This is a genomic window from Acidaminococcus nyctereutis, assembly GCF_052216985.1.
Taxonomy (GTDB): domain Bacteria; phylum Bacillota; class Negativicutes; order Acidaminococcales; family Acidaminococcaceae; genus Acidaminococcus; species Acidaminococcus fermentans_A.
Genome location: NZ_JBQOUY010000006.1, coordinates 54,462 through 76,488 on the forward strand (window position 1 = coordinate 54,462; position 22,027 = coordinate 76,488).

A 22,027-nucleotide genomic window follows, 5' to 3' on the forward strand; every position below is an offset into this window, starting at 1 on the left:
CTTTTTATGTTAACCATCGTCTATTTTATGCTCCTATTTGTAGGTCCCCAGCCCCCAACAAAAAACGCCATTGCAGAAGGAACGTTCCCATCCTTCCCAATGGCGTTTTTTCGTTTACCCATCGTCGGTCATCCATGGCGCTGGGCTTTCGGTGCCTGGCTCCAGCAGACGATCTGCATAAGGCAGATCACAGCTGCCACCGCACCCATCCCGATCCAGAACAGCGGTTCTATATCCATCAATTTCGGCATGGCCCGTCCCTCCTTTCGTTGGTCGTTCATCGTTAGTCGTTCATCGTTCATCGTTAAGGAGAGAATCTGCTGCCGCAGATTCCTTCTATCGGCCGCTGACCGTTGACAGCTGACCGCTGACAGGGCTGCTGCAGGCAGCAGCCGTCACAGCAGACCCCCATAATGGCGGATATAGGCTTTCTTGATGCTGGTGGCCAGGAGCATATAGGCCAGCACCACCAGGGCCAGAAAGCCGAAATACATCCCTGGCAGAGGCAAAAATCCCAGGGCCCGTCCCATTTCCCCAGCAAAGGGAAGCAGTGTGCAGAAGGCGATGCCGCCCCAGGTCATGGCCGTAAGCATAGCCGAAGCATGGCTCTGGATAAAGGGGATCTTAGGGGTCCGGAGCATGTGGATCACCAGTGTCTGGGTCCACATGGATTCCACGAACCACCCGGCTTGGAACAGGGCTTCATAGGCATCCCGTACGTCCATCCCTGCAAAAGCCCCGCTGGCCGCCACCGCGTCCGGGGCAATGTGGCTGTAGGTGACTCCCCCGGAAACCACCTGAGGGCAGATCACGAAATACAGCACCAGGTAGGTGATCCAGTCGAACACCGAGCTGGTGGGCCCCAGCCACAGCATGAAGCTGCCGATGCTGGAGGCATCCCAGTTCCGGGGCACTTTCAGATACTCTTCATCCACATTGTCCCAGGGAATGGCCAGGCAGGGGAATTCATACATCAGGTTCAGGATCAGCAGCTGGAGACTGCTCATGGGCAAAAACGGCAGCAGGGCGCTGGCCGCCAGTACGGAGAACATATTCCCGAAGTTGGAAGAAGCGGTCATCTTGATGTATTTGATCATGTTGGCGTAGGTCTTCCGGCCTTCCACAATGCCTTCTTCCAGCACCATCAGGCTCTTCTCCAGGAGGATGATGTCCGCGCTTTCCTTGGCGATATCTACGGCGCTATCCACGGAGATCCCGATATCTGCCATCTTGAGAGCCGGAGCGTCATTGATGCCGTCCCCCATGAACCCCACCGTATGGCCTTTGGCTTGGAGGGCTTCCACCACCCGTGCCTTCTGGTCCGGGGAAAGTTTGGCGAACACGGTGGTCCGTTCCACTTCCCCTGCCAGCTGCTGTTCATCCATCTTTTCCAGGTCGCTGCCCAACAGGATGTGTTCCACCGGCAGCCCCACCTGGCGGCAGATGCACCGGGTGGTCTTTTCATTGTCCCCGGTAAGCACCTTGGTGGCGACCCCGTGATCCTTCAGCGCCTGGATGGCCCGTCCGGCGCTTTCCTTGGGAGGATCCAGGAAAGCCAGGTACCCCATGAGCACCATATCCTCCTCGTCCTTCACCCCGAAAGTCCCCACTGGAGAAGGGTTGATCTTCCGGGCTAGGGCGATGACCCGCATGCCTTCTTCATTCAGATGGTCGGCCACGGACCGGATGGTTTTCCGCAGTCCGTCCGTCAAAGGCACTGGTTCATGGTTCCGTTCTACAAAGGTACAGACAGAGAGCATCTCTTCCACGGCCCCTTTGGTGATCATCTGGGTACGGCCTTTGGGGTCCGTCACCACAACGGACAGCCGACGCCGGGCAAAGTCGAAGGGGATCTCGTCCACCTTCTGATAATTTTCTGACAGGTCCACCAGCTGGGGGTCGGCCTGTTCCTCGTCTTCCGTCTTTTCGATGATGGCCCGGTCCATGAAGTTCTTGTAGCCGGTCTGGAAATAGCTGTTCAGGTAGGCATACCGGAGCACCCGCTGGCTGGAATGTCCGTTGGGGTCCAGGTGGTATTCCAGCACCACTTGATCCTGGGTCAGGGTACCGGTCTTATCCGTACAGAGCACATCCATGGCTCCAAAGCTCTGGATGGAGTTCAGGCTTTTCACCACCGTCTTCTTTTCCGACATAGAAACGGCCCCTTTGGCCAGACAGGTGGTGACGATCATGGGGAGCATTTCCGGAGTGAGCCCCACCGCCACAGAAATGGCGAAGAGGAAGGCGGAGATCCAATCCCCTTTGGTAAACCCGTTGATGAAGAACACCAGGGGCACCATTGCCATCATGAAGCGGATCAATACCCAAGATACGGAGTTCACCCCTTTGGTGAAGTTGGTTTCCGGAGCCTCTTGGGCCATGGAACTGGCCATGCTCCCGAAAAGGGTATGGTCCCCGATGCCCAATACCAGGCCGGTGGCAGAGCCGGAGATCACGTTGGTCCCCATGAAGGCCAGGTCCGACAGTTCCGTCACGGCCTTTTCTCCGGCCGCTTCCACCCTGCAGGATGTTTTTTCCTGGGGCGCGCTTTCCCCAGTCAGGGAAGCCTGGCTCACGAACAGGTCCCGGGATTCCAGGATCCGCAGATCCGCCGGCACCATATCCCCGGTGGACAGGAACACCAGGTCCCCCATGGTCACATCCTGGAGAGGGATCTCCTGCTTTTGGCCTCCATCCCGGATCACCGTGCAGGTGGTGGTGATCATTTCCAGGAGTTTCGCCGCTGCATCTCCGCTCCGGGCTTCTTGGATGAACCGGAGTCCTCCGGAAATCAGCAGCAGTGTCAGGATGATGCATACCGTTGCCGGCTGGAAGTCATCCAGGTTCCCGCTCCGGAGAGGCAGGACGATGTCCGTGACCGTGGACACCCCCGCCAGAACGAACAAGATCACCGTAAAGGGATTCACAAAGGCCTGGATCAGCCGGGTGGCCAGGCTCTTCTTCTTCTCCCGGGTCACCTTGTTGGCCCCATATCTGTCCTGAAAGGCTTCTGCCTGGCCTTTTGTGAGCCCCCCTGGACCGGTTCCGTACCGATCCATCACGTCTTTCCCCTCCAGGGCAGCCGCCTCCAGGAGCCATGCCTGTGCCTTCTGGGCCGCCAGCTGGAATTTTTTGTCCCTATTTTCTTTTTTCATACTATCCTCCTAAAGAAATCCGGGGGCCGTTCCCCCTCTTTAAGAGGCCGTCAGCTCAAAACTGCGCAGCAAAACTGGACCGGCACTGCCAGTCTGTAAAAGTCCCGCTGCCCAAACTGTGAGGATGACTGCCTCCACTTGCGCCGTCCATGCTTTGCCACCACCTTTCGAGGACTCAGATCAGATATAACAGAAAAGCCGTCCGGGGCTTCCCCGAACGGCGACAAAGACAAACACTTCTTCAATGGAAACTGCCTGCATCCACTGCCACCGTACGAGCTTTAACTCTACAGGGCGGTGAAACTGCATTATGCGGCGCCTTCTTATTTGACGCAGCCTGTTCAGACCTACGCGGGATGTCTCCATCCTGTTGCGGCAGCAGTCCATATCCCTGTAGGAGCCTGGCCTACCGGAACTATTCTGTTGATATCCATACTATAACAAGTTAAGAGGATTTTGTCAAGGATGGCACAAAATGGGCTGTCTCTTCATTCCATCCACTGAACCTGATCTTCAATCATGCAATCCAGATACTCTTTATAGTATTTCTCCGATTTCTCATCTTTTTCCTCTTGAAAATGTTCTACAGCTGCATAGAGAATGGCCATGACTTCCTGATTGTAACCCAGTGGCAGATGATTTTTCCTGGCACATTCCTTAAGTCGTGTACAGTCAGGTGCTTCGAATTTTACACCTGCCGTTTTAAAGATATAGAACAGCTCTGATTGAGCCTGTTTCGAGTTTTCATAATGCATACTGAGGAAATAACAGTCTGCTGCTGTCCTATATTCTCCCTTTTCTACGAAATAATAACCTATATTCCGATAGGCTCTAGCCATTCCCTCCGGAGTATAAAGCCAGGAAAAAGCTTTCATGGTTTCACGGTGGAACATGTCCAAATCACCCAGCATTTTATAGGTCTCCACATATTCAAAGTAGATTTCCTCGGAGAGAGGATTCCATTGTACCGCTTTTTTCAGTGCCTGCTGTGCTTCCTGCACTCGATGGCAGTCTATAAGCAGCGATCCATAAGAAAAGTAGACCTTATCATACGGAAGTGCACAGCAGCGAGTCTTTTTCTCGTTTCCATATAAAAAGTCATATAAAAGGAATTGCAACGGTTCCCTGAAGGTATGATACCCACTGACAGAATCATCCTTCAAAAAAGATGTTTCATCCACATCCTTGACAACCGGTTCTAGCATCTCCAGTGCTTCCTGGTATTTTTTCTGATACTGAAGGAAATTGGCCTGTTCCACTTTTCCTTCCATCTCTTCGATTGCCTGTTGTGAAAGTCTTTCCGTCTCTTTCTGTACATCTTCTGGCAGCATTTGGGTAATCATCCGTCCGCAAGCCCGGGCAATTTCCAGATGCAGCGGGTGGGTCCGATACATTTCAGCACATTTCTCCAGATACCGGATATCTCTCTCCGTATCTCCAGTCAAACCATCCCGGATCTTTCCCATGATTGCGTCCAGTTCCATATTATCCCCTCCTGGATTTCTTCTTTTCCTTAACTATAACAAAGAATGTGGGTATTAGTCCGGACAGAATCATATTTATCCCCATTTCCAGTTCTCTCGTACCATCCACTGTTGTCCCTTGCTCCTGCAAAATATCGGCTATCGCTGATGCCCCCACCACCGTGCTTGCGCCCGGTCCCCCTCCCCTCACAGGGAGGACTGGGGCCGTGCATACCGTGTGTTAGCTTTAGACGCCCAGCTTTCCGTAAAAAGGGGCTGTGAAAAAATGAAGAATCATTTTTCACAGCCCTGTCATTGGTCACTTGTCACTGGACGAAGGAAGGCAGCCGGGTTACGGCTGCCTTTCATTGTATGATGCTGGCTCGGACGCGCCTTTGTCTTGTCCTTGCTTCTCCAGAAAAACGCTAGACAAGCAACGGATTAAAAGAAAAGTATAGTCCTATTTTTATTCGAAAGAACCCGCCAGCCACGGGTTCTTTCCATCGGCCAGTGACCAGTGACGGGCAGCTTTGCTGCCCCTAGACAGAGGGGGTGTTACACGCAACGTGCAACACCCCCGTTTTCTCATCTCTTCTCTTTCGGCAAAATGATCTGCTTCGGTCCGGTCTCTGCGCTTTCCGGCACCAGCACATCGTTGAAGCTGATGCTCCGGGTGTGGATGGTGTGGCTCCACACATGCTCATGCCTGTGCAGGAAGCCCAAGATGGTGATGGGCACCCAGCTGTAGAGCAGGAGTGGATAGAATAGGGTGTAGAACCAGGATTTCGGCGCTGCGTTGATCTTGAACAAGATGATGGCCGGGATCAGATACTGGGCTACCCCGATCACCTGCCACACATGGTAGGGCAGCAGGGCATAGAGCACATTGGTGTAGAAAGGCACGAAATTATAGATGGTGCTGCAGAGCACGAAGAAGGTGGAAATCAGCATAAAATAGGGCTGGAACACATCGATGACCCCATCCAGGATCACGATATCCCGCTTCCGGATCCCTTCTTTCAGCAGTTTCCCCATATACCGGCCTGCCACATCGAACTGGCCCTGGGCCCACCGCTTCCGCTGGTTCCAGGAAGCCTTGAAGGTCTGGGGCTTTTCGTCGTAGATGATGGCATCCTGGCACCAGGTGGTGGGGATGCCTTCCAGCAGGCATTTCATGGTGAATTCCATGTCTTCTGTGAGGCAGGTGGCCTTCCAGCCATATTTTTTCAGCACTTCCGTGGCAATCACCATGCCGGTGCCCCCGAACACGCTGGAGAGCCCGATGGTGTATTTGGCCAGGTGCCACACATGGTTGACGATCCAGAAGTTGATGGCAAAAGTGCCGCTGACCCAGCTGTCGTTGGGGTTCTTCACATCCAGATACCCCTGGATCAGCTTCTCTCCTTTGCAGAATCGGTTGTTCATTTCCTTCAGGAAATCCGGGTGCACCAGGTTGTCCGCATCGAAGATGGCTACGGCATCATACTGCCGGTCCAACGCGAACAGCTGCCGGAACATCCATTCCAGGGCAAACCCCTTGCCCACTTCCTCCTGGTTGAACCGTTCGTATACCAGGGCGCCCGCTTCCCGGGCCACTGCTGCCGTATGATCCTTGCAGTTGTCCGCAATAACGAAGATATCGTACAGTTCATCGGGATACCGGAGCATATGGAGGTTCTCCACCAGTTCTCCGATGACTTTTTCTTCATTGTGGGCAGCGACGATCACAGCAAAAGTGGTTTTGGGAGTCAGGATCTTCTTTTCTTTTTTCCGGGGCAGGATGCCGAATAGAGAAATCACGAAATAATAGATGGTGAAAAAGACGATCAGCACTTGGAGGGGAACCATGATGATATCAAAATACGTGCTCATAAAAACCTCTAGCTTCCTCCTCTTATTTAAAGACGGCCTGTTTCCCCGTTATTTTCACATACACAGCATTGAGTACCCCGCAGAGGGTATAGGTGAACATGATCACAAAAGGCCAGGCCTTCACATCGCTCCAGAGCACCAGGGCCCCCAGGATGAAGGCGATGATCACCGGCACCCGGAACAGAGGGTTCCCATGGCCCTTGAAATCCGGATACTTCACATCGCTGTACATGAGGCAGGCCACGGCTACGGTGAGCAGGGCCGTGAGCAGCGGGCTGATCTGCATCCCGCCCAAAACGAAGGTGACGATGACGCAGGCCCCGGCCGGCGCCGGCATCCCCTGGAAATACCCGTGGATGGCCGTGACGTTCACATTGAACCGAGCCAGCCGCATGGCTGCCCCGAAGGCAAAGAGGCCGGAGATGATCATCCCAGGCACGCCCAGCTGCTGGAGGGAATAAGTATAGATCAGTACGGCAGGCGCCATCCCGAAGGAACACACATCGCAGAGGGAATCCATTTCCACGCCGAAAGGTCCGCTGACCCCCAGGGCCCGGGCGGCACGGCCGTCACAGGAATCGGCCAGGATGGCCAGGATGATGAAAATCGCTGCCAGGTTGAAGCTTTTCTCCATGGACAGATAAATGGAAATGAGTCCCAGCATCTGGCTCAGGCCACTGATGCTGTTGGGGACCATGCGTTTGTAGTTCATTCTGCTCTCTGCCTCCCGATGATACTGATGCCGCCCTGCACTTTGTCTCCCTTGCGCACCATGATTTCCACCGAACGAGGGACCACTAGTTCCGTGCAGGACCCGAACTTGATCATCCCATAGCATTCGCCCTGTTTCAGCCGGCTGCCCAAGCTGGTCCAGGATACGATCCGGCGGGCCAGGATGCCGGCGATCTGGATCACCAGGATCCGGTTGGTGCCGTTGTCCAGGCCGATGGCCATCCGCTCATTCACCACCGGGGCTGAATCCTTGAAAGCCGGTTCATACCCTCCGCAGGTATAGCGCATATACTTGATCAGTCCGGTCATGGGCGACCGGTTGGTATGCACATTGAATACGGACAGGAAGATCGTCACTTTTTTGGCAGGTTCGTTGAGGAATTCTTTATCGAAAAATTCTTCCACTCCCATCACCGTGCCGTCCGCCGGGGAATACAGGATATCAGGATCCTGCTTCACATCCAGCACCCGGTTCCGGAAGAAATAGATGAAATAAACCATCAGGACCACCGGAGCCACGGCAAATACCGGCCCGGCCACGTACCCGGCCAGTACAGCCACGGCCAGCATGGTCCCAATGAAAGGATAACCTTCTTTGACAACTCTATATTTGTATTTCGTCACGACTTCACCTCCACCCATCGTTTCATTATACCTTATCTCCGTTCCTTTGTCCAAGATTCCCTCCCGGTCCCACGCTGGGTCCGACGGCTCTGAACGGCTGTGAAACGGTGGGGGCAGACACCCCATGGTTCATTTATGGCAATGTTTGTATTCCAGCACCTTCACCACGAACTGGGGCAGGGCCATCATCCGGCCCAGGCGGCTGGGCTGCTTGTACAACCGGAACAGCCATTCCAGGGACGCTTCCTGCATCCACTTGGGGGCCCGTTCCATCTTGCCGGCCAGCACGTCGAAGCTGCCCCCTAAGCCTACCCGCAGGGCCGGCTTCAGGGCATCCCGGTGTTCTTCCAGCCAGAACTCCTGTTTGGGGGCTCCCAGGGCAGCGAAAAGTACCTGGGCGCCGCTTCCGTTGATCTGCTGGATGATCTCCGGTTCGTCGGCCTGGGTGAAATAGCCGTTCCGGGTGCCCACGATCTGGACCCCGGGAGCGATCTCTTCGGCTTTCTTGGCTGCCGCTTCGGCGATTCCCGGAGCAGCACCGAACAGGAAGAATCTTGTCCCCCGCCGGGCTCCGTCTTTCAGGAGCTCCAGGAACAGATCGAAACCGGCCACTCGTTCCGGCACCTGGTGCCCCAGAGTCCGCCCGGCCCATACGGTGCCGGCCCCGTCAGCCAGGATTAAATCCGTCTTCTCCAACAATGCCTTGTAAGCCGGCAGCTTCTGGGCCATCATGATGATCTCTGCATTGGCCGTGACCACCTGGGTAGGCTGTTCCTGCTCCACCCGGTCCATGAGCCAGGCTACCGCTTCTGCCATGGAGAAAGGCGTCACCGGGACCCCCAGGATATCCATGGCAGATTTCTTGTTGTCCATATATTCAGCTCCTTAAATCGCCCTTGCTTCGCTGGGCACCTGGGTGAAATTGATTCCCGGGTTCCGTTCCAGGATCCAGTTCAAGTTCCATTCGTTGGAGACCAGCACCACAGGACGGTCTAGTTTATCGTACACCAGCATCCCATTATCCAGGCCCTTGATGTTCCGGATCAGTTCCGGATCGTCTGCGTAGACCCACCGGGCCACCGAATAAGGCAGCTGGTCCATGAGCAGTTTGGCGTTGTATTCGTTCAGCAGCCGGTATTCCAATACTTCCAGCTGCAACACGCCTACCACACCCACCACGAAGCTTTCCATCCCGATATCCTTCTGCCGGAACACCTGGATGGCCCCTTCCTGGGCCAGCTGGACGATGCCCTTCTCGAACTGCTTCCGTTTCATGGAATCCTTGGGCTGGACCTTGGCGAAGATTTCCGGCGGGAAAATGGGAAAATCCTCGAACTGCACCGGGTGTTTCTCATTGCACAGGGTATCCCCGATAGTGAAGATCCCTGGATCGAACACCCCGATGATGTCCCCAGGATAAGCTTTCTCCACCGTGGTCCTCTCCTGGGCCATGAACTGCTGGGGCTGGGCCAGTTTCACCGGTTTCTGTCCCTGGACATGCCAGACGGTCATCCCCTTTTCGAACACCCCGGAACAGATCCGCATAAAGGAGATCCGGTCCCGGTGGGCCGGGTTCATATTGGCCTGGATTTTGAAGATAAAGGCTGTGAAATCTTCGTCGCCGGGATTCACCACACCCCCGTCCTTCAGTTTCCGAGGCTGGGGTTCCGGAGACAGTTCCAAGAACTTCTCCAGGAAGCTCCGGACCCCGAAGTTGGTCATGGCAGACCCGAAGAACATGGGTGTCAGTTCCCCTGCATCGACTTTTTCCAGATCGAATTCATCCCCAGCCATATCCAGGAGTTCGATATCGTCCATCAGGGTCTGGAGATTGGCTTCTCCGATGGCATCCCGGATGGCCGGGTCGTCCAGGCTGCCGGTGGTGCTCTTCAGGATCTTGGAGCCGTGGCTGCTGTCATTGTCGAACAGTTCTACCTGCTTCTTCAGCCGGTCGTAGACCCCGATGTAGTGGCCGTCCGTGCCGATGGGCCAGTTGATGGGATAGGCGTTGATGTGCAGCACCTTTTCGATTTCGTCCATCAGATCCATAGGAGCCCGGCCGTACCGGTCCAATTTGTTCACAAAAGTGAAGATGGGCAGTTTCCTCCGGTGGCAGACCCAGAACAGCTTCTTGGTCTGGGGTTCCACCCCTTTGGCCGCATCGATCAGCATCACGGCGCTGTCGGCAGCGATCAAGGTCCGGTAGGTATCTTCTGAGAAGTCCTGGTGCCCCGGGGTATCCAGGATATTCACCCGGTACCCGTCATAATCGAACTGCAGTACCGAAGAGGTGACAGAGATCCCTCTCTGTTTTTCGATTTCCATCCAGTCCGAGACGGCATGTTTATTGGCTTTCCGGGATTTCACGGAACCAGCCAGATGGATGGCCCCTCCATAGAGCAATAACTTCTCCGTCAGCGTGGTCTTCCCGGCATCCGGATGAGAAATAATGGCAAAGGTCCTTCTTTTCGCGATTTTATCCTGCAGCTCAGACATGCAAGGCATTCCTCCTGTACTCAACTTACGATTGGCTCAAAGATTTCCATGATAATTATAGCATGGCTGCCGGATCCGGTCACCTGTCCCCAGCAGCTTTTACATATGAAAAAACGCCACAAAGCTGACCTTTGTGGCGTTCCGTTCGATTAAATGGTCGGAGCGGCGAGATTCGAACTCACGACCTCTTCCACCCCAAGGAAGCGCGCTACCAAACTGCGCTACGCCCCGAACACAAGAGCTATTATACGGCAAATATCAGGAGCCGTCAAGCACTTTTTTGGATTTTTTTCAGCGGATGAAATTGGTCATCACTTTCACCGGTTTGGCCGGTCCTTCCACCCCTGCTTTTTTGCCGGCTTCCAGACATTGCAGCAGCCAGGCCATGTTCTTCCCCAGGGTTTCCATGATCTGGACGCCTTCCTTGTCCTGGAGCACATCTTCCGGCTTGCTCCCATGGACCATGTTCCAGTAATTGGAAGACACCACCGGCATTTCATTGTACATCAGGTATTTGTTCAGCACATCCAATGTGGTGCTGGTGCCAGCTCTCCGGGCAGAAGCGATGGCTGCCGCCGGTTTCAGACGCATATCGGCCCCCGCCACTCCAGCGAACCGGTCCAGGAACACCTGGATCTCTCCGGTGGGAGAAGCGTAATACACCGGGGAACCGATGACCAGCCCGTCTGCTTCTTTCATCTTGGTGGCACATTCCTTCACCAGCTCATCCAACTTCCCGTTCACGGCATTGAGGCCGATATAGACGATCTCCGTATCGATCCCGGCTTTTTCCAGTTCCTTGGCCACCAGGGACAGGGCTGTATAAGTGCAGCCGTTTTCCCGCCGGCTGCCGTTGAGCAGTAAAACTTTCATTCCATCCGTCTCCTTTGAAATGTAATATTTTTTGATACATATTTATTATACCACGACCGGTCAACATTCCCGGTCAAGCTGTCAGATCCTTTCACTGTTTCCGCACCACACAGCTCAGGGCAATCAGCCCTGCCCCCAGGAAGAATTCCTGTTGGACCAGGGCGATGCAGCCGAAGCCCAAGATCACATTGGCGATGACTCTCCGGTCCATGGCCGCCTCACAGGGTACGGACGGCAGCGGCCGCCAGGAGACACCGCTCATAAAGAGATTCCACCTGGGCATATTCCCGGTCCGTATGGGCCCCTTCGCCCCGGACCCCCATACCGCACAGGGTGGGGATGCCGCTGCCGGCTGGGATCCCTGCGTCGGACAGGCCGCCCACTTGGATACCTTCGATCCGCCCCATGCCCAGGGCCTCCCCTGTATCTGCCACATGGGTATAGAGAGCCTTTACCCCCTCAGTGGTATCCATACACTGCATCACCCGGCTCACATCCAGTTCCGCCCAAGTCCCTTCCACGGTACACTGCTCCGTCACCTGGCGCAAAAGGGCAAAGATCTCGTCCCCGATGGCCGCATTCCGGTAGCGGATGCCAATCCGGATCTTACAGGAATCCGGGATGGTGTTTTCCCCGATGCCCCCTTCCACGGCCCCGCAGTTGATCAATTTCCCCCGGGGGATATCGTTGGCCGCTTCCAGTTCGATGATCTTATGGGCTGCTTCCAGCACTGCCGATCGGCCCTTTTCCGGAGCGCTGCCGGAATGGGCTGCCACCCCGTGTACCGTGATAGAGACCGGTCCTCCGCCATAGCGCCCGATGACCAGCTTGTTGCCCAGGGGACCCGGTTCGAAGTTGAAGACGGCCCCAGCCCCCGCCGTTTCCTGAGCGATCAGGGCCTTGGCATTGGAGAACATGTGGAGGGTCTCCTCATCCGGGACCCCCAGGAACCGGATGGGACGCTCCTTCCAGCCGATGGACTGGAGGGCCTTCAGGGCATAGAGGCCGATCACCAATCCTGCCTTCATATCCAGGACCCCGGGACCATGGGCATTTCCCTCCTCATCCACCCGGAAGGGGTTCCGCTCTGCTTCCCCTGCCGGGAACACCGTATCCATATGGCCCATGAAGACCACCGGCTTCCCGGGCGCCTCCGGATTCCAGTCCCCCACAATCAGGTCTCCGGCCTGTTCCGCTGGCACCCGGCGCACGGCTGCCCCAGCCTGTTCCAGTTCCCGCTGGAGGAGGGTCCCCACTGCATTCACGCCGGCGATCTGTTTCGGGCCGCTTTCCGTGTCCACGATTTCTTTCCACAGGTCCAGCATCTCCTGCCGGTGCCCGTCGATATATGCTTTCAGCTGCTGATCCAGTGCTTCCATGCTATCCTACTCCTTTTATAAGATATTCACTACAAATCCTGCCAGGACCACGGAGGTGATGGTCACCGTCACGAACCCGGCTACCAGCATCTTGGGCAGCAAGAAGTTCAGGAGCGCTTTCCGCTGTTCCTCCGTCTCCCCCATGGCCTCTGCCACTTCCTGGGAAATCAGCATGGTAGTGGGGAACCCGAAGGTACAGGTGATCCCCAGAGAGACGGCCAGGGGGAAAGGCATCCGGAACAGCCGGCTGCACAGGGCCGCCGCCAGACACAGACCTGCCACCCCCAGGACGGCGGACCAGACCAGAGGAGGCAGCACAGAAAGGACCTGCTTGGGAGTGGTAGCCCCCAGGTTGGAAAAGATCACGATGGTCACGAAGAAGATGATCAGCCCACTGGACTGGGTCTTGGCCAGGATCCCTTTATCCAAAAAGCCCAAGGCAAAGAACAAGGTCCCCAGGAGCAGGCACATCACCAGGTAATGGATATGGCCCCCGGTGAGTTTGGCGGCATAGAAGGAAAGAGTGGCCACCAGCCCCAGCTTGGCCAGGTAGACGGACGGCTTAGCAAAAGCAGAAGGCAGGGCCAGGGGACGCTTCTGGGCGGCAGCGGCTGCTTTTTCCGCCTCTTCGCTGTACCGGTTCACAAAATCTTGATCCAGCCGCAATTGACGGGCCAGATGACGGAGGGCAAAAGAAGCGATGGGGATCCCGAAGAATTTCTGGGTCACCAGCAGCACCAGACAGAACGTCCCTACATAGGACAGCCCCTTCTCCTTGGCCGCCGCCAGCATAATCAGGGTGGCCGCATTGCCCCCGGCGAAGATGGGAGAACCGGAAATGGCAATCTTGGGATCCATGACGAAAGAGCCCAGGAGGATGATGGCCGCCACCGCAAAGACCACGCAGAGGATGGAAGTGACCACCACTTTCCACTCCTGCTTCAGCTCCGCGAAATCGATGGTGGTCCCCATGGAAACGATGAGCATCCCCACCACTCCCATGCCGATGCCGGATACCTGGGCGTCCTTGATAATGGTCTGGGGCAGGATGCCGGACCAGAACCCGGCCAGGAGGATCACCGAGATCCCCAGCACCGTGGACAGGATGGCCCGGGTGCGCATGGCGATCAGTTCACTGATCGCATAGATACAGAACAGTGCCGTTAACGAAACAATGCTTCCCATGGATTTTCCTCACTTATTCCCGAAATGCTCTACCAAAAGGGCGATGGTCCCGGCAGTCCGGGGCAGGACGTCTTCGTTGAAGTCGAAATCGCTCTGGTGATGGCCGGCGGCTTCTTCGGTGCCGTACAGCATGTATACGGCCTGGCCCCCATGTTCCTGGACCCGGCTCATGAAATAGCAGCAGTCCTCGCTGCCGCTGACTTTCTGTTCCTTCACCACATGGTTGTACACGTGGAGAGGCTCGATCAGCCCATAGATCTCTTCACCCATTTCCGGAGAGGAATTGGAAGAAGTGGCACTGCCCCGGGGCAGGAGCTCCACATCCACATCATAGAGCTGGGCGGTGGCCCGGACCATCCTCCGGGCTTCCCGGACCATGAAATCGTTGATTTCCGCGGTTTCGCCCCGGGTCTCGAATTTGATCAGCCCGTTGGCCGGGATCACATTCCGTCCCGTACCGGCTTCCAGGACCCCCACATTGATCCGGGAAGCTCCCCCGCTGTGCCGGCTGATGGTATGGAGGGAGATGGCCGCCTGGGCCGCTGCCAACAGGGCATTCTTCCCTTTTTCCGGTTCAGCTCCGGCGTGGCTGGGGGCGCCGGTGAACACCGCATCCAGCTTGTCCGTGGCCAAAAAGCCCCGGGTCATGCAGACCAGGGAACCGTCACGGTAATCCCCCAGGCCGATGTGCCCGCTGAGGAAATAATCCACATCGTCCACGATGCCGCTCTGGACCATGCTTTTGGCCCCGACCACCCCTTCTTCACCAGGCTGGAAGCAGATCTTCAGGGTACCGGCCATCCGGTCTTTATGGGCGGCCACCAGTTTGGCCACGGCCAGGCCGATAGTGGCATGGCCGTCATGGCCGCAAGCGTGCATCAATCCCGGATGGCAGGACTGGAACCCCAGGGCGCTGGGCCGGTGGCTGGGAGCCGGATCTTCCGCCACGAACAGGGAATCGATGTCGAACCGCAGGGCTACGGTCTTCCCTGGTTTGGCAAAGTGCATGATCCCCACACAGCCGGTCATGCCCCCTTTCATCTTATCCACCAGGATGGGATTGGCGCCTTCCTTGATGGCCCGCTGGGCACACTGCTTCAAGGTCTTTTCATCGGGCACCATCATCCGGGCCCCCTCATCCAGTATGTCGCTGCCCATCAGCACTTCATACCCCAGATCCTGCAGCTCTTCGGCGATGAGGGATGTGGTCCGGAATTCGGTCCAGGCCGTCTCCGGATGGGCGTGGAAATCCCGCCGCCGCCGGATCATCTCGTCCTTCATCCCCATGGCTTCCTCGTAATACGTCATCTCTTTCTCCTCCCTGCATGTGTACTTGGATTGTCAGCGGTCCGCTGCTCTCTCCTCTTCACTCTGCACTCTTCACTTCAACCTCGAACGTCCGGTGCCAGGGCAGCCGGTAGCGGTATCGTTCCGGCCGCTTGCCCAGGAGAGATGCTCCTTCCTGCACCATCTTTTCCGTCACCATTTTTTCCGCCTGTTCCGTCTGGCTGGCGGTGAGCTTCCCATCCGGCCACTTTTGGGGCCAGATCAGTTCCTTCCGCACTTCTTGGCGGACCCGGCTCTGGTACAGCCAGTCATCCAGGTAGCGCACGGTCAAAAGATCCTGCCGCTCCCGGTCACCCAGATCAGGCCGGAGCATTCCCTGGCCCAGAGCGTATCCCAGGCTGTTGCTGGCGGTATTCCAGCCGGCATAGGACCCCAGCTGATACCCCAGGGGTTCCCGGCCGTCTTTCTCTTCCAGCAGGGCATGGACCAACCCCCGGCTGCTCCCGTTCCCGAAGGCCACGTCGGCGATTCCCACATTGGCCCCCCGCTGCACATAGTCCCGGGTCTTTTCCAGGAACCTCCCCCCTGCAGCATCCAGGGTTTCCCCATTCCGAGTATCATCCGCCCCCAGGGTCACCCCGTCTGCCGGAGTGTAGATTCCCAGCACCAGATCCGCCCGTTTGTCCCACCGGGCGGGATAACCGCCGGCAGCCAATACATGCTGCCGATAACTGGTCCGGATAGGGCTGTCCTCATAGCTGGCCACCGTATCCGGTCCTTTTCCTTCATGGTAGTACGCGTAAACCAGAGGGGTCTCTCCCCGGGCTTTGTTCAGGGCCCGGTTCAGCAGCACCATCCCCAGTTCATCGGCTCCAGAAAAGCTCCGGAACTTGTACCGGCAAGCCGGATCGCTGAATTTCTCCAGGTCCCGGGCATCCCGATGGGCTTCGGAATACGGAGCGGAATCATCCCGGCCGATCAGGAGATAATCCAGCTTCCCTTTTTCCAGGCCACGGACCAGACCCTTCAGCACGAACAGGTTCTTTTTCCGCCGTTCCAGCACATCCCGGCGGATTTCCAGAGGCAGATCTTTTTCCAGCCCGGCCAGTTCCTTTTTCTCCTTCCGGGTCAGCAGTCCTTGTTCCTGCCGGTCCCGGAGGGCTCCCCACCGGAAGATCTGGGGCCCGTACTGGGCATAATAGACCGGTTCTGCCGGGGCACTGCTCCATCGGGGAGACCGCATGATGGTACCGAAGCCATAGATCGGGACCCCGGGGTGTCTCTCCTTGAAGGCCAGCAGCCCTTCTGCCCGTTTGGCCAGTACCCAGGGATCCATTTCATGAGTCCGGGAAGGGACCAGGCCCCCGTAAATCAGGGAATCCAGGGAAACCACCGCTCCGTCCGCTCCCCTGGCTTCCTGTTCCAGCCACTTAGCAAGCTTCACCGGGTCCCCGGCCTGCCGGTCACTGGCCAGGTATTCCCTGGGCGGGATCGCCACCTGCACCCCTGCCTTCCGGAAACTGTCCACCGTATAATCCAAGGAAACTGGCCGGTTGTCCAAGGGGATGAAGAGCAGTTTTTCTGCTGCAGCAGGCGCACAGAGCCCCACCAGCAGTGCCACAGAAAGTCTAACACCTTTACACCAGCCCAAAATGCCACCTCTTTTCCTTTGAATAGTGTCATTATACCATAGAGGCCGGGACCTGAGGAAACAAATCCCCAGGTCCCGGTCTCTTGGTCCGTATACTAGCTCTGCAGTTTGATGGGATCGCTGCCTGAGCAGCATCCCCTTTTTACTTCCCAAACAGTCTATCCAAGAACCCCTGGATCCCGGACGCCTTTGTCTTGGGTGCCGGCTGCTCCGGTTTGGGTGCCGGCGCTTCCGGTCTTTCCATGGCTTTCCGGGTATTTTCGCCCAGCTTCCCCACCTGTTTTTCCAGGCTGGCCAAGCTGTTCTTCAGATTGGTGTCATCATACCGGGTCCCCAAGATATCCCGTTTCATGCTGCGGACTTCCTTTTCTAGCAGCAGCTCCTGGCTGTCCAGGCGCAGATACAGGCCCACGGTAGCCAGCATATTGACGGTCAGCAGGGCAACGACGATTTTCTGGAATCGAGTCATACCGGACCCTCCTTCAAGATTTTCCCCATTGTAGCACGCTGGAGGAAGGAAGACAAGAGGGCTGCTGCAGGTGTGTAAACCACATGCAGCAGCCTTCTCTCACCCCGCAAACTGGCTGTTATACAGTTCCTTATAGAACCCGCCCTGGGCCATGAGGCTTTCGTGGGTCCCCTGTTCGATGATCCTGCCGTCTTTCATCACCAAGATCCGGTCGGCACTGCGGATGGTGGAGAGCCGATGGGCCACGATGAAACTGGTCCGGCCTTCCATGAGCTTGGCAAAGGCGTTCTGGATCTGGATCTCGGTCCGGGTATCGATGCTGGAAGTGGCTTCATCCAGGATCAGCATAGGAGGCAGCGCCAGCATCACCCGGGTGATGCACAGGAGCTGCTTCTGGCCCTGGCTCAGGCTGTCGTCATCCACCACCGTATCCAGCCCCTGGGGCAGCCGGCGGATGAATTCCCAGCTATGGGCTTCCTGGGCGGCCCGGATGATTTCTTCTTCCGTGGCTCCCGGCTTCCCGAAGGCGATGTTCTCCCGGATGCTCCCCTGTTTCAGCCAGGTTTCCTGGAGCACCATCCCATAGGTCCGGCGGAGGGAATGGCGGTCCACTTTCCCCGTATCCTGGCCGTCGATGGCAATGGTCCCCCGGTCCACATCGTAGAACCGCATGAGCAGATTGATGAAAGTGCTCTTCCCGCAGCCAGTGGGCCCTACGATGGCCGTGGTCTGGCCTGGTTCTACCTGGAAATTGAAATCTTCGATGAGGGACTTCTTTTTGTCATAGGAAAAATACACGTGGCTGATATCCATCCGGCCTTCCTGGAACACCAGCTTCCGGTCCGGATCGGCGCTCTGGGGCGTCTCCTCGATCAGGGCGAACACCCGGGCAGCACAGGCCAGGGCATTCTGGAGCTCGGTGACCACGGAGCTGATATCCGTAAAGGGCTTCATATATTGGTTGGCATAGTACAGCAGTACCGTAAGCCCTCCCACGGTGAGACCCCCGGCCAGGATCTCCCAGCAGCCCACCAGGGCCACCAAGGCATAGATGGCATTATTCACTGCCCGAGTGGAAGGATTGGTGAGGGAACTGTAGAACAGGGCTCCCTGAGTGGCCTGCTGCAGGTCTTCATTGATGGCTTGGAACTGAGCGGAAGAACGGGCTTCATGGCTGAAGGCCTTCACCACTTTTTCATTGCCGATGGTTTCGTTGATGAGGGCGGTCTGCTTTCCCCGGATGGCTGTCTGAGCCTGGAACAGCTTGTATGACCGGCTGGCGATAAATCTCGCCACCAGGAAGCTGAGGGGAGTCAGGAGGATCACCAAGAGGGAAATGTTTCGGTGGGTAGAAAACATGAAGTACAGGGTCAGCCCAATGGTCACCAGCCCGGAAAACAGCTGGGTGAACCCTAGGAGCAGCCCGTCCGAGATCTGATCCACATCGGCGATCACCCGTTGGACCAGGTCCCCGGTGCTGTGGCTGTCCAAAAAGGACAGGGGCAGCTGCTGGATCTGGCGGATGGCCCGGCTGCGGATATCCTGGACCGTATGGAAAGCCAGTTTGTTGTTGACGAGATTCATAGCCCAGGTAGCCAGGCTGGAGAGGATCACCAGCAAGAGGATCTGGGTGGTATAGCGGCCCACCTGAGCGAAATCCACCTGCCCCGGCCCCAGGATCCCGTCGATGACCCGGCCGAACAAGATGGGCACATAGAGCTGGAGAGCGACGGAGGCCCCGGCCAGCACCAAGCTCCCCAAAAGGAGCAGACGATAAGCGTCGATGATCTTCCAGACTTTTTTCAGGGTGACCCAGCTGGACTTGTTTTGATCCATGGACATCAGGCTTCCTCCTTTCCCTGGCGGATTTCTTCCGCTCGCCGGCCGGGATACTGGGAATCGAAGATTTCCTGGTACACCGGACAGGTTTCCAGCAGCTGGAGATGGGTTCCCTGGCCCACCAGTTTCCCGTCGTCCAGCACCAGGATCAGATCCGCCTGCCGGACACTGCTGGTCCGCTGGGATACGATGAAGACGGTCATCTCTCCTTCCAGGGACTTGATGGCCTGGCGGAGATGGAGATCGGTGGCAAAATCCAGGGCGCTGGCGGAATCATCCAGGATCAGGATCTCCGGGTGTTTCACCAGGGCCCGGGCAATGGTCAGCCGCTGTTTCTGGCCTCCGGACAGGTTCCGTCCCCCCTGTTCCACCAGGGCGTCCAGCTGTCCCTCCTTCCCCAGCACCACATCTTTGGCCTGGGCGGTTTCCAGGGCCTGCCAGAGTTCTTCATCGGTGGCATCGGCCTTGCCCCAGCGCAGGTTGTCCCGGATGGTGCCTTCAAAGAGTACGGCTTTCTGGGGCACCAGGGCAATTTTTTCCAGGAGACGGCCAGCAGGATAGGCCCGCACGTCCCGTCCTCCCACTTCCACCCGTCCCCGGGTCACATCATAGAAATGGGGGATCAGGTTCACCAGGGTGGTCTTACCGCTGCCGGTACCCCCGATGATCCCGACCGTATAGCCTTTGGGAATGGTAAAATCCAGACCTGTGACGGCTTCAGCGCCCCCTGCATAGCCAAAGGATACGTGATGGAAAGCCACGGCCGGTCCCCCGCTTACCGGTTGAAGGGATCCGTCAGCAGAAGGACAGGTCATGGAGCTTTTCACCTCCAGGATACCCTGGATGCGGCTTGCACAGGCTGCCGATTTATTCAATGTGATCACCATACTGCCCAGTTTCACCAGTTCGATGATCATCTGGGCCATATAATTGTACAGGGCCACCACATCTCCCTGGGCCATGGCTCCCATCTCCACCCGGAGGGCTCCCTGGCGGATCAGCACCACAGTAGCCAGGTTCACCAGGAGATAGGTGCCCGGGGCCATCAATGCGGACCAGCGACCCACATGGAGGTTCTTCCGGGTCAAGTCGGTGTTCCGGCTGTCGAATTCCTCCACCTCTGCCTTTTCCCGGCAGAAAGCCCGGATCACCCGGACCCCGGTGAGGTTTTCCCGGGTAGTCTGGAGCAGCCGGTCCAGGGCTTCCTGGACCCGTTTGAACAGGGGGATGCTCCGGCTCATGATCCCCAGCACCACAATGAGGAGCAGAGGGATGGAAATGGCGAACACCAGGGCACTGGGCACATCGATGAAGAAGGCCATGACCATGGACCCGAAGACGATGAAGGGGCTCCGGAGCAGCAGCCGCAGGGCCAGGTTCAGTCCTGTCTGGACCTGGGTCACATCACTGGTGAGCCGGGTGATCAGGGTATCGGAGCCCAGGGTATCCAGTTCCCGGTAGGACAGTCCCTGGATGTGGTCGAACAGGGCCTGCCGGAGCCGGGTCACCACCCCCACGCTTCCCCGGGCAGCAAAATACTGGGCGGTGAAGGAAAAGCCCATGCCCAGGACCATGAGTCCCATGAGCACCAGGAAACAGCGGAACAGGAAGTCGGTATCGCCAGTGGGGAGTCCCCGGTCGATCATAGCCGCGATCACCAGGGGCACCGCCAGATCCATCAGAGCTTCCAGCAGTTTGAACAGAGGGGCCAGGAAGCAATCCCGGCCATAGCCCCGGAAATAGGGCTGGAATTTTTTCATGTTACGCACCTCATTTTTTGGACTGCCTTTATCTTACCACCTGGATTGCTATATAATAGATATTGAATTTATTTGTAACCATATATTTTTAATATAGGAGGATGCAGTATGAACCTGGAACAGCTGAACTGTCTCATCGCCGTGGTGGAAGAAGGGTCCATCTCCGCCGGAGCCCGGCGGCTGAACCTGACCCAGCCCCCAGTGTCCCTCCAGCTCCAGCGGCTGGAAGCCCAGTGCGGGGTCCGTCTCCTGGAACGGGGCAGCCGGAAGATCCGCCTCACCGAAGCAGGAAAAAGCCTCTACGACACAGCCAAACGGATCCAGAGCCTGACCTTGGCCGCTCAGGAAGACATGAAGAATTTCCAGCTGGGGAAGAAAGGCAGCCTCCACCTAGGGATGATCTCCTCCGGATCCGGGGAACGGTTTTTCCGGGGAGTCCGGTATTTTCTCCAGAAATATCCCGAGATTTCTTTCCAGCTGTACGAAGGGAATACATACCAGCTGCTGGATGCCCTGGAAAAAGAGACCATCGACCTGGCCTTGATCCGGACGCCTTTTTCCCTGTCCCGCGTGGACCGGAAGATCCTTTGCCAGGAAAATTTCTGCGCTGTGGGGATCCGGGATCTGTTTCCCTCTCCTCTGCCGGATTCCCTTACCCTGGAAGCCCTCCAGGATCTGGCCCTTTTGGGCTATCGGCGCTGGGAACAGATCATCCAGGAAAGCTGCCGGAAGCGGAACTTTTCCTTGTATTTCCGCTGCCTGGCCGATGATGCCCGCAGCTGCCTCCAATGGGCCCAGGCGGGGCTGGGAATCGCCCTTGTGCCGGAATCGGTGGTCTCTCTGAGCCATGGGCTCACAGCGGTGCCGGTGGAAGAAGCCGCTCTGGCCAGCCAGGTCTGCCTGGTGCGCAAAAAAGGGCGGCCTCTCCACGAGACCGCCCGTCTGTTTTGGACGAACTATTGAACTGTTATTTCTTGTGGGCTTCCACTTTCTCATCGAACATGAACTGCAGGTTCAGCCAGGCTGCCGCACTGATTTCCGTGGCTTCCTCCAATTTGCTGGCCAGTTCCAAGTCCACTGGAATGACCCCTTCCAGCAGCTGCTCGACGGTTTCCACCGGTTTCCCCAGCTTATGGGCAAACTGGACCGGCGTCATCTCCCATTCGGTAAGCAGGTCTTCCAGATAGGAACCTGGATGGAAAGCCGTTCCGTCTTCATAAACGATGGTGTTGGGCATGACAC

19 protein-coding genes, 1 tRNA gene and 1 riboswitch are annotated in these 22,027 nt (G+C 57.0%); of the genes, 1 reads left to right on the top strand and 19 read right to left on the bottom strand.

Annotated features, from left to right (window positions below; all coding sequences use genetic code 11):
- Positions 1-128 precede the first annotated feature (128 nt).
- From ACTUHY_RS04795 to ACTUHY_RS04880, 18 genes are all read right to left on the bottom strand, one after another.
- Positions 129-251 (bottom strand): hypothetical protein, encoded by a 123-nt coding sequence (locus ACTUHY_RS04795; protein ID WP_442826787.1) that lies wholly within the window; start codon positions 249-251, stop codon positions 129-131.
- Positions 252-395: 144 nt separating this feature from the next.
- Positions 396-3,155, bottom strand: coding sequence for a magnesium-translocating P-type ATPase (gene mgtA / locus ACTUHY_RS04800; protein ID WP_442826788.1), 2,760 nt, complete (start codon positions 3,153-3,155; stop codon positions 396-398).
- 259 nt (positions 3,156-3,414) lie between these two features.
- Positions 3,415-3,576, bottom strand: a riboswitch (M-box (ykoK) riboswitch).
- A 67-nt stretch (positions 3,577-3,643) separates the two neighbouring features.
- On the bottom strand, positions 3,644-4,639 hold the full coding sequence (locus tag ACTUHY_RS04805) for a hypothetical protein (protein ID WP_442826789.1): 996 nt from the start codon (positions 4,637-4,639) through the stop codon (positions 3,644-3,646).
- A gap of 564 nt (positions 4,640-5,203) precedes the next feature.
- A complete protein-coding gene (locus ACTUHY_RS04810) occupies positions 5,204-6,490 on the bottom strand; it encodes a glycosyltransferase family 2 protein (protein WP_278675621.1) in 1,287 nt (428 codons plus the stop codon).
- Positions 6,491-6,512: 22 nt separating this feature from the next.
- Positions 6,513-7,202 carry a CDP-diacylglycerol--serine O-phosphatidyltransferase gene (pssA, locus tag ACTUHY_RS04815; protein ID WP_442826790.1) on the bottom strand — a complete coding sequence of 230 codons (690 nt, stop codon included), beginning with the start codon at positions 7,200-7,202 and terminating at the stop codon, positions 6,513-6,515.
- Positions 7,199-7,846, bottom strand: coding sequence for a phosphatidylserine decarboxylase (locus tag ACTUHY_RS04820; protein WP_442826791.1), 648 nt, complete (start codon positions 7,844-7,846; stop codon positions 7,199-7,201). The genes pssA and ACTUHY_RS04820 overlap by 4 nt, the downstream gene beginning before the upstream one ends.
- A gap of 129 nt (positions 7,847-7,975) precedes the next feature.
- Positions 7,976-8,719, bottom strand: coding sequence for a WecB/TagA/CpsF family glycosyltransferase (locus tag ACTUHY_RS04825; RefSeq protein ID WP_442826792.1), 744 nt, complete (start codon positions 8,717-8,719; stop codon positions 7,976-7,978).
- A 12-nt stretch (positions 8,720-8,731) separates the two neighbouring features.
- Positions 8,732-10,342, bottom strand: coding sequence for a peptide chain release factor 3 (locus ACTUHY_RS04830; protein ID WP_442826793.1), 1,611 nt, complete (start codon positions 10,340-10,342; stop codon positions 8,732-8,734).
- A 154-nt stretch (positions 10,343-10,496) separates the two neighbouring features.
- A tRNA-Pro gene (locus ACTUHY_RS04835) sits at positions 10,497-10,573 on the bottom strand.
- 60 nt (positions 10,574-10,633) lie between these two features.
- Positions 10,634-11,215: a flavodoxin family protein gene (locus ACTUHY_RS04840; protein ID WP_442826794.1), complete on the bottom strand. Its 582-nt coding sequence runs from the start codon at positions 11,213-11,215 to the stop codon at positions 10,634-10,636.
- Positions 11,216-11,306: 91 nt separating this feature from the next.
- On the bottom strand, positions 11,307-11,477 hold the full coding sequence (locus ACTUHY_RS04845) for a hypothetical protein (protein WP_442826795.1): 171 nt from the start codon (positions 11,475-11,477) through the stop codon (positions 11,307-11,309).
- Positions 11,434-12,594, bottom strand: coding sequence for a M20 family metallopeptidase (locus tag ACTUHY_RS04850; RefSeq protein WP_442826796.1), 1,161 nt, complete (start codon positions 12,592-12,594; stop codon positions 11,434-11,436). Before ACTUHY_RS04850 ends, ACTUHY_RS04845 begins: the two co-directional genes overlap by 44 nt.
- Positions 12,595-12,609: 15 nt before the next feature.
- The gene (locus ACTUHY_RS04855) at positions 12,610-13,779 is read right to left on the bottom strand and encodes a hypothetical protein (protein WP_278674983.1); all 1,170 of its coding nucleotides are present in this window, start codon (positions 13,777-13,779) and stop codon (positions 12,610-12,612) included.
- A 9-nt stretch (positions 13,780-13,788) separates the two neighbouring features.
- Entirely contained in the window at positions 13,789-15,087 is a 1,299-nt protein-coding gene (locus ACTUHY_RS04860) for an amidohydrolase (protein ID WP_278674981.1), read from the bottom strand.
- 58 nt (positions 15,088-15,145) lie between these two features.
- Positions 15,146-16,717: a DUF4127 family protein gene (locus ACTUHY_RS04865; protein ID WP_442826797.1), complete on the bottom strand. Its 1,572-nt coding sequence runs from the start codon at positions 16,715-16,717 to the stop codon at positions 15,146-15,148.
- Positions 16,718-16,859: 142 nt separating this feature from the next.
- A complete protein-coding gene (locus tag ACTUHY_RS04870; RefSeq protein WP_442826798.1) occupies positions 16,860-17,186 on the bottom strand; it encodes a hypothetical protein in 327 nt (108 codons plus the stop codon).
- A 99-nt stretch (positions 17,187-17,285) separates the two neighbouring features.
- Positions 17,286-19,028: an ABC transporter ATP-binding protein gene (locus tag ACTUHY_RS04875; protein ID WP_442826799.1), complete on the bottom strand. Its 1,743-nt coding sequence runs from the start codon at positions 19,026-19,028 to the stop codon at positions 17,286-17,288.
- On the bottom strand, positions 19,028-20,785 hold the full coding sequence (locus ACTUHY_RS04880) for an ABC transporter ATP-binding protein (RefSeq protein ID WP_442826800.1): 1,758 nt from the start codon (positions 20,783-20,785) through the stop codon (positions 19,028-19,030). Before ACTUHY_RS04880 ends, ACTUHY_RS04875 begins: the two co-directional genes overlap by 1 nt.
- Positions 20,786-20,893: 108 nt before the next feature.
- Between ACTUHY_RS04880 and ACTUHY_RS04885 the strand changes: the two genes are divergently transcribed.
- Entirely contained in the window at positions 20,894-21,748 is an 855-nt protein-coding gene (locus ACTUHY_RS04885; protein WP_442826801.1) for a LysR family transcriptional regulator, read from the top strand.
- 4 nt (positions 21,749-21,752) lie between these two features.
- On the opposite strand, the gene ACTUHY_RS04890 is transcribed toward ACTUHY_RS04885, so the two are convergent.
- Positions 21,753-22,022: a helix-turn-helix transcriptional regulator gene (locus ACTUHY_RS04890; protein ID WP_442826802.1), complete on the bottom strand. Its 270-nt coding sequence runs from the start codon at positions 22,020-22,022 to the stop codon at positions 21,753-21,755.
- Positions 22,023-22,027: the final 5 nt, after the last annotated feature.